This window comes from Chiayiivirga flava, assembly GCF_014202825.1.
In the GTDB taxonomy this organism is placed as follows: Bacteria; Pseudomonadota; Gammaproteobacteria; order Xanthomonadales; family Xanthomonadaceae; genus Chiayiivirga; species Chiayiivirga flava.
The window spans coordinates 1-14,084 of sequence record NZ_JACHHP010000007.1; the positions used below are offsets into that span (position 1 = coordinate 1).

Genomic DNA, 14,084 nt, shown 5'->3' on the forward strand with positions numbered 1-14,084 from the left:
CCGGCTACACCGGCCACCACGAACGCAAACAGTTCGGCGCCACCGCGGCCGGCATCAGCGGGCTCATCGACATGCACACCCGCTACTACGACCCGACCGCGATGCGCTTCCTGCAGCCCGACAGCATCGTCCCCGACGTCTACCAACCGCTTGCGTTGAATCGCTTCGCCTACGTCTACAACAGCCCGACCGAACACGTCGACCCCACCGGCATGGCCCCGCAGCTGCAGGAATCCCAGGCCCAGACCGCAAACCGCAACGCCGACGAACTGGACACCTTCGCCGCCGAGCGCGGCTTCGGCTACAGCAACGGCGGCGGGCTCGGCAGCGCCCCGACGGGCACGCAGGCCGGCGATCTGCTTGCCGGCATGCGCGCCAGAAAGGTCGCCGGCGCGCACATGGCAACCAAGACAAGTCCTCTCCAACACAAATCGGTAGCGGACATGACGAGCGAAGAAAAATTCTGGTATCAGGCCTTCTACCGGGATGCTGAAAATTACAAGCGTGCTGGGAAATCTCCGCCATTTAATAATGTTGACGAATACATAGCGTGGAGGCACCAGTCGCGTGAGGCGCAGGCCATGGGTGTCAACAGTCGGATTCTAGAAATGATGGCGAAGCGGGCTCAGAAGGCGGCTGAACGATTCATGGGCAACGAAGCTACAGGGGCGGAGGGATATTCCGCCGCCTCGGCAGATGACGATATTTTCAAACCCTTGGAGGGCGGACAACTTGAGAAAATAATACAAAACGCGCTCGCGAGGCGAGTTGAAGACAGTGCGAAAGCGGGGGCTGCAAATACTGTTACAGAAGTGGCTGGAGATATTTTATTTACCGGCCAAACTGGACTCTTACTGATGGAAACTGAGCCGCGCATGAAAGTAATGGAGGGTCTGAACAAGTTGGGTGAGGCCATCTTCGACGATGAGAGCGGCTTGCAGGTCTGGATCGAACCGGACATCAGAATTACTGCTGCGCGAGTGTCCAATTTAATGAATTACGTCGAAGAGAATGGGGTTTCCAGTCTGACCTCTCACGGCGGGGCAAGCTATGTCTTCACTTTCTTCAATGCGAGACAGGTCGATGATTTTAGAGCGACCATGGTAAATACGGGTCTCTTTGGTGACAACGCGGGTGTCAGATATGAACACGACGAAGGAACTACGTATGTAACGGTGACGCCGGGTGGCTCGCGGAAATAATGAAGCGAACCGCCCCGGGGAATCGTGGAGGCTCCAACTCTTGAAAAAATGGAGCCATGAAAAAGTCGAACACGTTTCCCCCTGAGACACGCGAACGTGCGATTCGGATGGTGCAGGAGCACCGCGGTGAGCACGCGTCGTTGTGGTTGGCGGTGGAGTCGATCGCCCCGAAGATTGACTGCGTGCCGCAGACGTTGCGGTCGTGGGTGCAGCGTCACGAGATCGAACTCGGTTGAGCGATGCTGCATCGCGGCTTTACTTGCCGAAATGGAAACGTTTACATTCGCGCCGGCCCGCTGCTCCGGCGGCTGGGCGCCACCGTTCCGGGGACAGAGCAGCGCAACAATGTCGGTGACCATCAAGGATGTCGCCAAGGCCGCACGGGTGTCCGTGGCGTCGGTGTCGCGCGCCATGAACAACCACGAGAGCGTGTCCGACGCCGTGCGCGAGCGCGTCACCGCCGCCGCGCGCGAGCTGCACTACGTTCCGCACAGTGCCGCGCGCAGTCTCATCACCCGACGCACGCAGACCATCGGCGTGCTGCTGCCGGACCTGCACGGCGAGTTCTTCTCCGAACTGATCCGCGGCATCGACCAGGCCGCCCGCCGCGCCGGCATGCACATGCTGGTGTCGAGTTCGCACGGCGACAGCGAAGAAGCCGTGGCCGCCATCCGCACCATGCGCGGCCGCGTCGACGGCCTGCTGCTCATGTCGCCGCACATCGATGCCGGCGTGCTGCACGAGCACCTGCCCGCCGCGCTGCCGGTGGTGCTGATGAACACGCCGCTCGACACCGGCGACTACGACGCCATCACCATCGACAACTACTGGGGCGCGCACGCGATGGTGCGGCACCTGGTGCAGCGCGGCCACCGCCGCATCGCGCTGATCGCAGGACCCGACCGCAACTTCGACGCGCAGGAGCGCCTGCGCGGCTACCGCGAGGCACTGGCCGAGCTGCTGCCGGACACGCGCGAGCAGGTCGTCGCCGGCGACTTCAGCGAGGAGGCCGGCTACCGCGCCGGGCAGTTGCTGCTCGCCCAGCACGCGCTGCCGGACGCGATCTTCGCGGCCAACGACATGATGGCCATCGGCTGCCTGTTCGCGCTCAACGAGGCCGGCGTCGTGGTGCCGCGCGACGTGGCGCTGGCCGGCTTCGACGACATTCCGATCGCGCGTTTCGTTTCGCCGCCGCTGACCACGGTGCGCGTGCGGATCGCCGACCTGGGCCAGCAGGCCTTCGAGCGCCTGATGGCCGCGCTGCAACCCGACGACGCCCACCGCACCGCGCCGCAGACCCTGCGCGCCGAGCTCGTGGTGCGGCAGTCCTGCGACCGTACCACCGCGTCAACCAACACCACCGAGGCATTGGACGCCCGCCCCTGATGCACGCGACACGCTGTTCCGACCGTCATCCGCTGCTGCTGCACGCAACCATCGAACACAAACACCGAACCGATCTGCCCGGGAGGGGACGCCATGCGGTACCGCAATCCTAGAATCAACGGCGCCAAGCGCCATGTCCTGGCCGCCGCGCTCGCGAGCTGCCTGCTGATGGCGTCCGGCGCGCACGCGCAGAGCACGTCGTCCACGTTGCGCGGCACGGTTACCACGCAGGAAGCGCCCGCGCCCGGGGCCGAGGTCGTGGTCACCAACACCGCCACGGGGCTCACCCGCCGCACGCTGTCGCGCGAGGACGGCGGCTATTCGATCGCCGGTCTGCCGCCGGGCACGTACCGCATCGAGGTCGATGCGGGCGGCAGGATGACGCAGCAGGTCGTCACGCTGGCCGTGGCGCAGACCGCGACCGTCGACCTGGGTGTCGACGGCGCAGCGATGGCCGATGCGACCACGCTCGAATCGGTGGAGGTGATCGGCGTCAGCGTGCAGGAAACCCGCACCTCCGAGATTTCCACCTTCATCACGCCGCAGCAGATCGACGCACTGCCGCAGGTGTCGCGCAACTTCCTCGCGTTTGCCGACATCGTGCCGGGCGTGCAGTTCGAGGAGGGCCAGGACGGCTCCACCCGGCTGCGCGGCGGCGCGCAGAACTCCAACGGCATCAACGTCTACATCGACGGCGTCGGACAGAAGAATTACGTGCTCAAGGGCGGCATCAGCGGCCAGGATTCGAGCCGCGGCAGCCCGTTCCCGCAGTCCGCCATCTCCGAATACAAGGTCATCACGCAGAACTACAAGGCCGAGTTCGACCAGCTCAGCAGTGCCGCCGTCGTGGCCGCGACCAAGTCGGGCACCAACGAGTTCGAAGGCAACGTGTTCTACGACCGCACCACCGATTCGTGGCGTGCGACGCGGCCGAGCGAAGCGCTCGCCGGCAAGCTCGACACCAAGGACGAGCAGTACGGCGTCAGCCTCGGCGGTCCGATCGTGCAGGACCTGCTGCATTTCTTCGTCTCGTACGAAGCCAAGGAACTCGTCAGCCCGCGCGACATCACGCTCGGAACCAACATCGATCCGGCCACGGTGCCCGACGACCTGCGCGACCTGCTCGGCAGCGTCACCGCACCGTTCGACATGGACCTGTATTTCGGCAAGCTGACGTGGTCGCCGGACGAGAACAACATCGTCGACTTCACCGTGAAGGTCCGCAACGAGTCCGAAATCACCGGCCTCGGCGGCGCCAATACCGCCAGCTACGGTTCGTCGAAGGACACCGAGGAAACCCGTGCCGACCTGCGCTGGCAGTACAGCAACGAGCGCTTCCTCAACGAGATGCACATCACGCACGAGGATTCGTTCTTCGCGCCGCGTCCGGTCACCATCGGCCCGGGCTACAACTTCGTCGGCGGCCCCAACCGCGACGCCATCATCAACCTGGGCGGCGGCCGCGACTATCAGGACAAGGGCCAGAAGGGTTACGGCTTCCAGAACGACTTCACCATCTTCGCCGGCGATCACACGCTGAAGATGGGCGTCAAGTACAAGAACGTGGAGATCAACGCGTTCGAGCAGCAGCCCTACAACCCGCAGTACCAGTTCCGCGTCGAGGACATCGCCGCCGGCTACACCGATCCGAGCCAGGTCACGTTCGGCGCCGTCGTGCCGGGTCTCAACGATCGCAACATCACGAGCAAGAACAAGCAGTACGGCCTGTATTTCCAGGACGACTGGGAAGTGAACGACAAGCTGATCCTCAACCTCGGCCTGCGCTGGGATTACGAGGAAACTCCGGGATACCTCGACTACGTCACGCGTCCCGAACTCGTGACGGCGCTGCGCGGCTGGAGCAATCTGCAGAACGCCGACTACGACATCGAGGACTACATCAGCAACGGCAACAACCGCGACGCGTTCAAGGACGCCTTCCAGCCGCGCATCGGTTTCTCGTACGACCTGTTCGGCGACGAGCAGCACGTGATCTTCGGTGGCCTCGGCCGCTCGTACGACCGCAATCTGTGGGATTACCTCGCGCTCGAGCAGTCCAAGGGCACGTTCCCGGCCTACGAATACCGTTTCGCCGCGCCGAGCAATCCGGATTGCGCCACCCAGGCCAACTGCCTGGGCGAATGGAACGACTCCTATCTCGATCCGCAGGTGCTGTACGCGCTCGTCGCTGCCAATCCGAATCTCGGCGGCGAGATCAACCTGATGAACAACAACCTGAAGACGCCGTATTCCGACCAGCTCAGCTTCGGCGTGCGGAACACGGTTGGCCAGTGGAACACGTCGGTCACGCTGTCGCGCGTGGAAAGCCACGACGGCATCATCTTCTCGCTCGGCAACCGCTGGCCCGACGGCGGCTTCCGCGATCCCAACCGTCCCGGTTCGACGTGGGGCGGGCAGCCGTGGGGCTTCCCGATTCCCGGCTTCGGTACGCTGATCCTTGCCGACAACGGCATCGAGACGCGTGCGAACTCGCTGCTCGTGTCGCTCGAGAAGCCGTTCACCGAAGCGTCGAACTGGGGCACGACGATCGCGCTGACCTTCACGGACGCGGAAGAAAACCGCTCCAACGCCGCGGCCTCGGACGAGCACTACGTGTTCGACTATCCGAATCTCGACGAAGCCGGCTGGCAGCGCGCCGTCGGCGTGCCGCGCAGCCGCCTGGTGGCGACGGGCATCGTCGGCCTGCCGTGGGACGTGCGCCTGTCGGGCAAGATCACGGTGGAAAGCCCGGTGGTCAAGGACGCGGTCGACTGCTACACCAACGCGCATCCGCAGGACTACTACTGCCAGTTCAACGCGTTCGAGGTCGACGGCACGTTCGGGCATCGCCAGGTCGATCTGTCGCTGACCAAGGACTTCCGCTTCGGCGAGGACTACTCGGCCAACTTCCGCATCGACGCATTGAACGTGTTCAACCACACCAACTATCTCGACTACGACACCTGGCGCGGCAACTTCGGTGGACCGAACCCGAACTTCCAGGCGCGCAACGGTCTTGCGACCGCATGGCCGCCGCGCATGGTCAAGCTTTCGGTCGGCTTCAACTGGTAAGGCTTCACCGGAACGCTCCTTGCGGGCGTTCCCGTTCCGCCGCGCGGCGCATCGTCGCGCGGTGGCGCACGGACCGCCGTCTCCCGCGGCGCGGCGGTCCGCTTCTTCCAACCCGGATCGCATGAGGTGATCCGCGCCGCGGACAGGACGATGCGAATGTTCCGGAACGTGCGAGCGGCAGTGTGGGGATGGGCGGCCTGTGCGCTGCTCGGTTGGGCTTGGCAGGGCGGTCTCGTCAACGCGCAGCCCACCGACCCGCCGCTCCCCGCCCCCACGCATTCGCGCGAGCTGCCGGCGTTCTTCGGCGACATCGAAAAACGCACGTTCGACTACTTCTGGGAGACCACCAATCCGGTCAACGGGCTGGTGCCCGATCGTTATCCGTACGACGAGCCGTTCGCGAGCATCGCGGCGATGGGGTTCGGACTCACCGCGTATCCGATCGCGTCCGAACGCGGCTGGATCACGCGCGAGCAGGCATGCGAACGCGTGCTGACCACGCTGCGGTTCCTGCATGACGCACCGCAGGGCGACGCGCCGACCGGCACCGCCGGCCACCGCGGCTTCTTCTATCACTTCCTGGAGCTGCAGAGCGGACACCGCTACAAGGCCTGGGTGGAACTGTCCACGGTCGACACGGCGCTGCTGCTCGGCGGCGTGCTGTTCGCGCAGACCTGGTTCGATCGCGACGAGGCCGACGACGCGGAGATCCGCCAACTCGCTGACGCGATCTACCGCCGCGTCGACTGGCCGTGGATGCAGCAACGCGGCGCGCTGATCTCGATGGGCTGGTATCCGGAGCGCGGTTTCATCGACCACGACTGGGGCGGCTACAACGAGGCCATGCTCGTCTACCTGCTGGCGCTAGGCTCGCCGACGCATCCGGTGGGGCCGGAGGCCTGGCGCGAGTGGGCATCCACCTACGACGACAGCTGGGCGAAGTACTACGGCCAGACCCATCTGGGCTTCGGACCGATGTTCGGCCACCAGTACTCGCACGTGTGGGTGGATTTCCGCGGCATCCGCGACGCCTACATGCGCGACCGCAACAGCGACTACTTCATCAACAGCCGCAAGGCCACGCTCGCGCAGCGCAACTACGCCATCGCCAACCCGCTCGGCTTCAAGAGCTATGGCAAGAACGTGTGGGGCCTCACCGCGAGCGATGGCCCCGGCCATTTCGTGCAGCAGCGCGAGGGCGGCGTGCGCATCTTCCGCGGCTATTCGGCCCGCGGCGCCGGCAGCAAGGATGCCTACGACGACGGCACCATCGCGCCGACCGCGGCGCTCGGCTCGCTGCCGTTCGCGCCGGAGATCGTGATCCCTGCCACGCGCACGCTGCTCAAGCGCTACAAGGAACAGATCTACGGCGAGTACGGATTCCTCGACGCGTTCAATCGCAGTTTCGACTACGACGTGCCGCTCAAATACGGCAAGCGCATTCCGGGTTGGGGCTGGGTCGCCGACCAGTACATCGGCATCGACCAGGGTCCGATCCTGCTGATGATCCAGAACTACCGCAACGGCCGCGTGTGGCAGGTGATGCGGCGCAATCCGCATCTGCGCCTCGGGCTCGAACGCGCGGGTTTCAGCGGCGGCTGGCTCGACGCGCCGGTGGGGACGCGGATGTCGCGCACGGGAAAGGTGCTCGGTGCGCCGACGCCGCGCGCCGCGATGGACACGAACCGCTGATGCGATCCGGCGCGCACCGCACGTGAGAACGGTCGCCGGTCTCGTCGCAGGCGCGCTGCTGCTGCTCGCAGGCTGCGGCACGCCGCGCGACGACGTGCAGGAATTGCGTTTCTGGGTGATCGGGCGCGAAGGCGAAGTGCTGGTCAGCACGCTGCTGCCGGAGTTCGAGCGCGAACACCCGCAGATCCGTGTTCGTGTGCAGACGCTGCCGTGGACCGCAGCGCACGCCAAGCTGCTGACGGCGTTCGCGTCCGACGCGTTGCCGGACGTGTTCCAGCTCGGCAACACCTGGCTGCCGGAGTTCGCCGCCATCGGCGCGCTGGCGCCGCTCGATGCGCGCCTGTCCGCATCGAAGACGATGTGGGCCGACGATTACTTTCCCGGCATCCTCGACACCAACCGCGTCGACGGCACGCTGTACGGCGTGCCGTGGAACGTCGACACGCGCCTTCTGTTCTACCGCACCGACGTGCTGGCGAAACTCGGCTTCGACGCGCCGCCGCAGACCTGGGACGAGTGGCGCACGATGCAGGCGGCGATCAAGCGCGACGTGGGGCCGGACCGCTACGCCGTGCTGCTGCCCCTCAACGAGTTCGAACCGCAGCTCGCACTCGCGCTGCAGCAGGACGAGCCGCTGCTGCGCGACGGCGGCCGCTACGGCAATTTCCGCAGCGAGGGGTTCCGCAGCGCGCTCGGCTTCTACCACGAGATGTTCGAAAAATCGTGGGCGCCGAAGATGACCAACACGCAGATCGCGAACGTGTGGGTCGAGTTCGGGCGCGGCTTCTATGCGTTCTACATTTCCGGCCCGTGGAACATTGCCGAGTTCAGGAAGCGCTTGCCGGAGTCGCTCAAGGACGCGTGGTCGACCGCGATGCTGCCCGGCCCCGACGGGCCCGGCGCATCGACCGCGGGCGGGTCGAGCATGGTGCTGAACGTGCGCGGCAAGAACCAGGATGCGGCGTGGACGCTGATCGAATTCCTTTCGCAGCCGCGCATCCAGCGCGAGCTCAACCGGCAGCTGGGTTCGCTGCCGTCGCGGCGGTCGAGCTGGGATGATCCGGAACTTGCGGGCGACAAGTACGCGCAGGCGTTCCGCGCCCAGCTCGAACGGGTGAAAGCGACGCCGAAAGTGCCGGAATGGGAGCAGATCGCACAGGAGATGCGTGTGGTGTCCGAGCGGCTGGTGGCGGGCGAGTTCGATCTTAATCGCGCCGTGGAGGTGCTCGATGCGCGCGCCGACCGGATCCTCGAGAAGCGGCGCTGGATGCTCGACCGCGCACGGGAGACGACCGATGCGCAGTGACGCGGCATGACCCCGAACCGCACCGGATGGCTGTTCGCAGCGCCCGCGCTGCTTGCGATCGGAGTGTTTTTCCTGCTGCCGGCCGCGGCGTCGTTTTTCCTGAGCCTCACCGATTTCGACCTGTACGCACTCGCCGATCTCGACAATCTGCGTTTCGTCGCGCTCGACAACTACATCGGCCTGCTGCAGCGACCGCTGTTCTGGCAGGCGCTGGGCAACACGCTGTATTTCGTCGCCGTCGGCGTGCCGCTGTCGATCGCCGTGTCGCTGGCCGCCGCGCTGCTGCTGAATGCGGCCGCCGCGCGCGCCACGCCGTTTTTCCGCACCGCGCTGTTCGCGCCGGTGGTCACCACCATCGTCGCGGTCGCGGTGATCTGGCGGTATCTCTTCCATACGCGCTACGGCCTGATCAACCACTGGCTGGCGCAGGTCGGCATCGATCCGGTCGACTGGCTCGGCGATCCGCACTGGGCCATGCCGACCATCATCCTGTTCGCCGTGTGGAAGAACTTCGGCTACAACATGATCATCCTGCTCGCCGGCCTGCAGGCGATTCCGCGCGACCTGTACGAGGCCGCGCGTATCGACGGCGCGTCCGGCCCGCAGCAGTTCCGCCACATCACGCTGCCGTCGCTGCTGCCGATGCTGCTGATGGTGGCGATCCTCACGATGACCGGTTACTTCCAGCTGTTCGCCGAACCCTACGTGATGACCGAAGGCGGTCCGGTGCAGAGCACGATGAGCGTGCTGTACCTGATGTTCAACGACGGGTTCCAGTGGTGGAATCTCGGCGTCGCGTCGGCGGTGGCCTTCGTGCTGTTCCTGCTGATGCTGGCGGCCACGTTCGTGCTCGTGCGGATCGGCCGACGGAGCCAGGCGATATGAGCGGGCCGAACGTCGGGCTGTTGCAGAAGGTGCTGGTCAACGGCGCACTGCTCGGCTTCGCGGTCGTGAGTCTGGCACCGCTGCTGTGGATGCTGTCGGTGTCGTTCATGGTGCAGGGCGAGGCCAATACCTTGCCGCCGCCACTGCTGCCGGACGCACCGACGCTGCAGAACTACCGCGAGGTGTTCCTGCGCCTGGGCGTGGGGCGCTACATGCTCAACAGCTTCGGCGTGGCGCTGGCGGTCACCGCGCTGTCGCTCGCATTGAACACGATGGCGGGCTACGCCTTCGCGAAGCTGCGGTTTTCCGGGCGCGATCGCATTTTCCGCGGCCTGCTCGGCGCACTCGTGATCCCGGCGCAGATCGCGATGATGCCGCTGTTCCTGATGCTCAAGTGGATGGGGCTGGTGAACAGTTACGCCGGCGTGGTGATCCCGGCGATGGCGAGCGTGTTCGGCATCTTCCTCGTGCGCCAGTACGCACGCAGCCTGCCGGACGAACTGCTCGAAGCCGCGCGCATCGACGGCGCCGGCGAGCTGCGCATCTTCGTGCAGATCGTGCTGCCGCTGCTGACGCCGATCCTCGTGACGCTGGCGATGTTCACCTTCCTCGCGAGCTGGAACGATTTCATGTGGCCGCTGATCGTGCTGTCCGACAGCGAGCTGCACACGCTGCCGGTGGCGCTGTCGAACCTCTCGCGCGAACACGTGCAGGACAACGAGATGATGATGGCGGGCGCGGTGCTGACGATCCTGCCGGTGCTGCTGCTCTTTCTCGGCCTGCAGCGCTACTACCTGCAGGGATTGCTGCTCGGCAGCGTGAAGGGTTGATCGATGCTGGATTCGAAACGCGCCTGCGTAGCCCGCTCTGCTCCTGCTCAAAAGCCCTTCCCCCTTGAGGGGGGAAGGGTTGGGATGGGGGTGGCTCCTGCTCGTGATTTCTCTCTTCCGGGTCCGGCGACGGTCGAGAACTTCATCTGCATGCCTGATGCAGCAAAAACGATCAGCGCAAGATCAACAGCCACCCCCATCCCAACCCTTTCCCCGTCAAGGCGGAAGGGCTTTGGGCCAAGGTGTGCGAGGTTGGTTGCGATGGTGTCGTGGCTGCTCCTGCTGCTTGTCGGCGTTGCTGCGGAGGCGAGAACGCCGACTGCGTCAGCCCCACGCCTCCTCGACGACTTCGAATCCGCCGCACCGTGGACCGCGCTGTCGTCGAACCAGGTGTCCGCATCACTGCGCGAAACCGAGGGCGTCGCCGGCCGCGCACTGTGCCTGGACTACGACTTCAACGGTGTCTCCGGCCACGCTGCGATGCGACGCACGCTGCCGCTCGACTTCCCGGCCAACTACGCCTTCGATTTCAAGCTACGCGGCAGCGGCCCCGCGAACCAGTTCGAGTTCAAGCTCATCGACGCCAGCGGCGACAATGTCTGGTGGGTCAACACGCCGAAGATGGTCTTCCCGTCGGACTGGAGCGACGTGCGCTACAAGGCGCGCCACATCCGGCCGGCGTGGGGGCCGCTGCTCGACAAGACATTGCGGCGCACGCAGTCGATCGAGTTCACCGTGTACGCGAACGAAGGTGGGCGCGGGTCGCTGTGCGTCGATTCGCTGCGGTTCGGCGAGCGTCCGTTGCCGCCGGACACCTGGCCGACGCCGCGCGTGACGGCCACATCCGGCGAGATGCCCGGACGCGTGCTGGCGCCCGACGCCGTTGCGCCCTGGCGCAGCGCTGCCGGCGGCGAGCAGGCGCTGACACTCGATTTCGGGCTGCAGCGCGAGTTCGGCGGCATCGTGCTCGATTGGGCGCCCGGCGCGCACGCGACCCGCTACGCCATCGCGCTCTCCGACGATGCACGCACATGGCGCGAGGTGCGCAGCGTCGTTGCCGCGAACGGCGGACGCGATTTCGTGCAGCTCGCCGAATCCGAAGCGCGCTACCTGCGCCTGACGCTGCACGAAGGCGTCGACAGCCACTACGCGTTGCGCCGTCTCGATATCCGCGATCTGGCGTTCGGCGCCACGGCCAACAGCTTCTTCGAAGCCGTCGCCGCCTCCGAGGGCAAGGCGCTGTTTCCGCGCGCGTTCGGCGGCGAGCAGACGTACTGGACCGTGGTCGGCATCGACGGCGGTGCCGACAGCGGCCTGCTGTCGGAAGACGGCACGCTCGAAGTGGCGCGCGGTGGATTCAGCGTGATGCCGTTCGTGCTCGATGCGGCCGGCTGCAACGCCGGCGACGCACGCGTCAGCAGCTGGGCGAATGTCGCAATCCGGCAGAGTCTTCCCGACGGCTACCTGCCGATGCCGCGCGTGCACTGGACGAGCACCGGCGCGGTTTCGCCGGCCGCCTGCGGCAGCACGCGTGTCGCTGCACGGAGCGACGCGCCGCCGCCGTGGTCGCTCGACATCGAGACCTTCGCGCAGGGCAGCCGCGACACGTCGCGACTGGCCGCGCGCTACACCGTACGCAACGACAGCGACTCGCCGCGCACGCTGACGCTCGCGCTCGCGGTGCAGCCGTTCCAGGTCAATCCGCCGGTGCAGTTCCTGACCACGCCGGGCGGCGTGAGTCCGATCCATGCGCTAGCGTGGAGCGGCGCTGCGCTGTCGGTCGACGGCCGCGAGCGCGTGCGGCCGCTCGATGCGCCGACACAGGCATTCGTCACCGCGTTCGATGCCGGCATGGCGGCGCAACGCCTGCGCGACCCGCCGACGACCACCGCGGTCGAAGACGCGACCGGCTTCGCGTCCGGCGCGCTGCTGTATCGCATCGACCTGCCGCCGCACGGCGAACGCAGCATCACGCTCGACATCCCGCTGTCGGGCGAGCCGCCACGTGTCTCGCGCGATGCCGACTGGTTCGAAACGCAGCGCCGCGCCGTTGCCGACGGCTGGCGCAACGAGCTCGACCGCGTGCGCCTGACCGTGCCGCCGCACGCGCAGGCGCTGGCCGACACGGTGCGCACCTCGCTTGCCTACATCCTCGTCAACCGCGACGGCGATGCGATCCGTCCGGGCACGCGTTCGTACGCGCGCTCATGGATCCGCGACGGCGCGATGACATCGGAGGCACTGCTGCGACTGGGCCGCGACGACGCCGCACGTGACTTCCTCGACTGGTATGCGCCGTACCAGTTCGACGACGGCAAGGTGCCGTGCTGCGTCGATGCGCGCGGCTCCGATCCCGTGGCCGAGAACGACAGCCACGGCGAACTCGTCTTTCTTGCCACCGAGGTGGCGCGCTACACCGGCGACACCGCGCTCGCGCAGCGCATGTGGCCGCCCGTGGACGCCGCCACGCGCTACATGGACCGCCTGCGCGCGAGCGAACGCACCGATGCCAACCGCGGCACCGAGCGTTTCGGGCTGCTGCCACCGTCGATCAGCCACGAAGGTTACTCGGCCAAACCGGCCTATTCGCACTGGGACAATTTCTGGGGTCTGATCGGATACAAGAACGCCGTGCTGCTGGCGCAGATGCTCGAACGCGACGACGACGCGGCGCGACTGTCGCGCGAGGTGGCGGCGTTCCGCGCCGACATCCTCGCCTCGCTCGCGGCGAGTGCGAAAAAGCACGACATCGACTTCATTCCCGGTGCGGCCGACCTCGGCGATTTCGATGCCACCTCGACCACGATCGCGCTGTCGCCAGGCGGCGAGATCGAACATCTGCCGCCGCAACTGCTGCGCAACACGTTCGAACGCTACTGGCGCGAGTTCGTCGCACGCCGCGACGGCACGCGTGCGTGGAAGGACTACACGCCGTACGAATGGCGCAACGTCTCGGCTTTTGTGCGGCTGGGCTGGCGCGAGCGCGCGCACGAGGCCATCGCGTTTTTCTTCGACGACCGCCGTCCCGCGGCATGGAACCACTGGGCCGAAGTGGTCGGGCGACTGCCGCGCGAATCTCGTTTCATCGGCGACATGCCGCACGGCTGGGTCGCGTCCGACTTCATCCGCGCCGCGCTCGACCTGTTTGCGTTCGAGCGCGACAGCGACCGCAGCCTGGTGCTTGCCGCAGGCATTCCGGCGGACTGGCTCGGCGGCGACGGCATCGGTATCGACGGCCTGCGCACGCCGTACGGCACGCTGTCGTACACGCTGCGTCGCGACGCCGACAGCGTGACGCTTCGCATCGGCGACGGCCTGACGCTGCCGCCTGGCGGTGTCGTCATCGCGTGGCCGCTCGCGCATCCGCCGCGTATTCCGACAGCGCTGGCCGACAAGGCGACATGGGCGGATGGCGAGCTGCGCATCGGCAGCGTGCCGGTGGAACTGACGCTCACGCTGGAGCGCTGACGGCGGTGGCACACAGCAAGCCGCACCTGCCGTCGAAAACGTGCGCGGCGTGCGGCCGCCCGTTTGCCTGGCGCAAGAAATGGGAAAAGGTCTGGGAGCAGGTGCGGTATTGCTCGGAGCGATGTCGGCGCATCCGTCCGGCGTCGTCCTAGCCGCGTTCGAAACGCTCAACCGGTGTGGGTTGGTCGGAACGGTTCATGGAATGTATTGGTTCTCGATCCCGTCGTCCCGGTGTTCGCCCAT

General features: G+C 66.3%; 9 protein-coding genes and 1 pseudogene. All 10 read left to right on the top strand.

All coding sequences use genetic code 11. From position 1 onward, the window contains the following. Positions 1 to 1,202: RHS repeat-associated core domain-containing protein (locus tag HNQ52_RS15415; protein ID WP_221282120.1), on the top strand; the 1,202-nt coding region annotated here is incomplete at its 5' end. Between the two features lie 56 nt (positions 1,203 to 1,258). After that, positions 1,259 to 1,435, top strand: a pseudogene (locus HNQ52_RS15420) (IS3 family transposase); the annotation flags it as partial. Between the two features lie 112 nt (positions 1,436 to 1,547). After that, positions 1,548 to 2,588 carry a LacI family DNA-binding transcriptional regulator gene (locus HNQ52_RS15425; protein WP_183962082.1) on the top strand — a complete coding sequence of 347 codons (1,041 nt, stop codon included), beginning with the start codon at positions 1,548 to 1,550 and terminating at the stop codon, positions 2,586 to 2,588. Positions 2,589 to 2,681: 93 nt separating this feature from the next. Beyond that, positions 2,682 to 5,660: a TonB-dependent receptor gene (locus HNQ52_RS15430; protein WP_183962083.1), complete on the top strand. Its 2,979-nt coding sequence runs from the start codon at positions 2,682 to 2,684 to the stop codon at positions 5,658 to 5,660. A gap of 150 nt (positions 5,661 to 5,810) precedes the next feature. Beyond that, positions 5,811 to 7,352 (top strand): glucoamylase family protein, encoded by a 1,542-nt coding sequence (locus tag HNQ52_RS15435; protein WP_183962084.1) that lies wholly within the window; start codon positions 5,811 to 5,813, stop codon positions 7,350 to 7,352. 22 nt (positions 7,353 to 7,374) lie between these two features. Beyond that, positions 7,375 to 8,658 (top strand): sugar ABC transporter substrate-binding protein, encoded by a 1,284-nt coding sequence (locus HNQ52_RS15440; protein ID WP_425486510.1) that lies wholly within the window; start codon positions 7,375 to 7,377, stop codon positions 8,656 to 8,658. Positions 8,659 to 8,664: 6 nt separating this feature from the next. Further along, positions 8,665 to 9,543 (top strand): carbohydrate ABC transporter permease, encoded by an 879-nt coding sequence (locus tag HNQ52_RS15445; protein WP_183962085.1) that lies wholly within the window; start codon positions 8,665 to 8,667, stop codon positions 9,541 to 9,543. Then, complete coding sequence (locus HNQ52_RS15450; protein WP_183962086.1) at positions 9,540 to 10,373, top strand: carbohydrate ABC transporter permease; 834 nt, start codon at positions 9,540 to 9,542, stop codon at positions 10,371 to 10,373. Before HNQ52_RS15445 ends, HNQ52_RS15450 begins: the two co-directional genes overlap by 4 nt. 261 nt (positions 10,374 to 10,634) lie before the next feature. Beyond that, complete coding sequence (locus HNQ52_RS15455) at positions 10,635 to 13,841, top strand: discoidin domain-containing protein (protein WP_183962087.1); 3,207 nt, start codon at positions 10,635 to 10,637, stop codon at positions 13,839 to 13,841. 5 nt (positions 13,842 to 13,846) lie between these two features. After that, positions 13,847 to 13,993: a DUF2256 domain-containing protein gene (locus tag HNQ52_RS15460; RefSeq protein ID WP_343059391.1), complete on the top strand. Its 147-nt coding sequence runs from the start codon at positions 13,847 to 13,849 to the stop codon at positions 13,991 to 13,993. Positions 13,994 to 14,084: the final 91 nt, after the last annotated feature.

Excerpts from the sequence above, each read along its gene's own strand:
- HNQ52_RS15445 (WP_183962085.1), top strand. The coding sequence starts at position 8,665 with ATGACCCCGAACCGCACCGGATGGCTGTTCGCAGCGCCCGCGCTGCTT.
- HNQ52_RS15450 (WP_183962086.1), top strand. The coding sequence starts at position 9,540 with ATGAGCGGGCCGAACGTCGGGCTGTTGCAGAAGGTGCTGGTCAACGGC.
- HNQ52_RS15430 (WP_183962083.1), top strand. The coding sequence starts at position 2,682 with ATGCGGTACCGCAATCCTAGAATCAACGGCGCCAAGCGCCATGTCCTG.
- HNQ52_RS15435 (WP_183962084.1), top strand. The coding sequence starts at position 5,811 with ATGCGAATGTTCCGGAACGTGCGAGCGGCAGTGTGGGGATGGGCGGCC.
- HNQ52_RS15455 (WP_183962087.1), top strand. The coding sequence starts at position 10,635 with ATGGTGTCGTGGCTGCTCCTGCTGCTTGTCGGCGTTGCTGCGGAGGCG.
- HNQ52_RS15425 (WP_183962082.1), top strand. The coding sequence starts at position 1,548 with ATGTCGGTGACCATCAAGGATGTCGCCAAGGCCGCACGGGTGTCCGTG.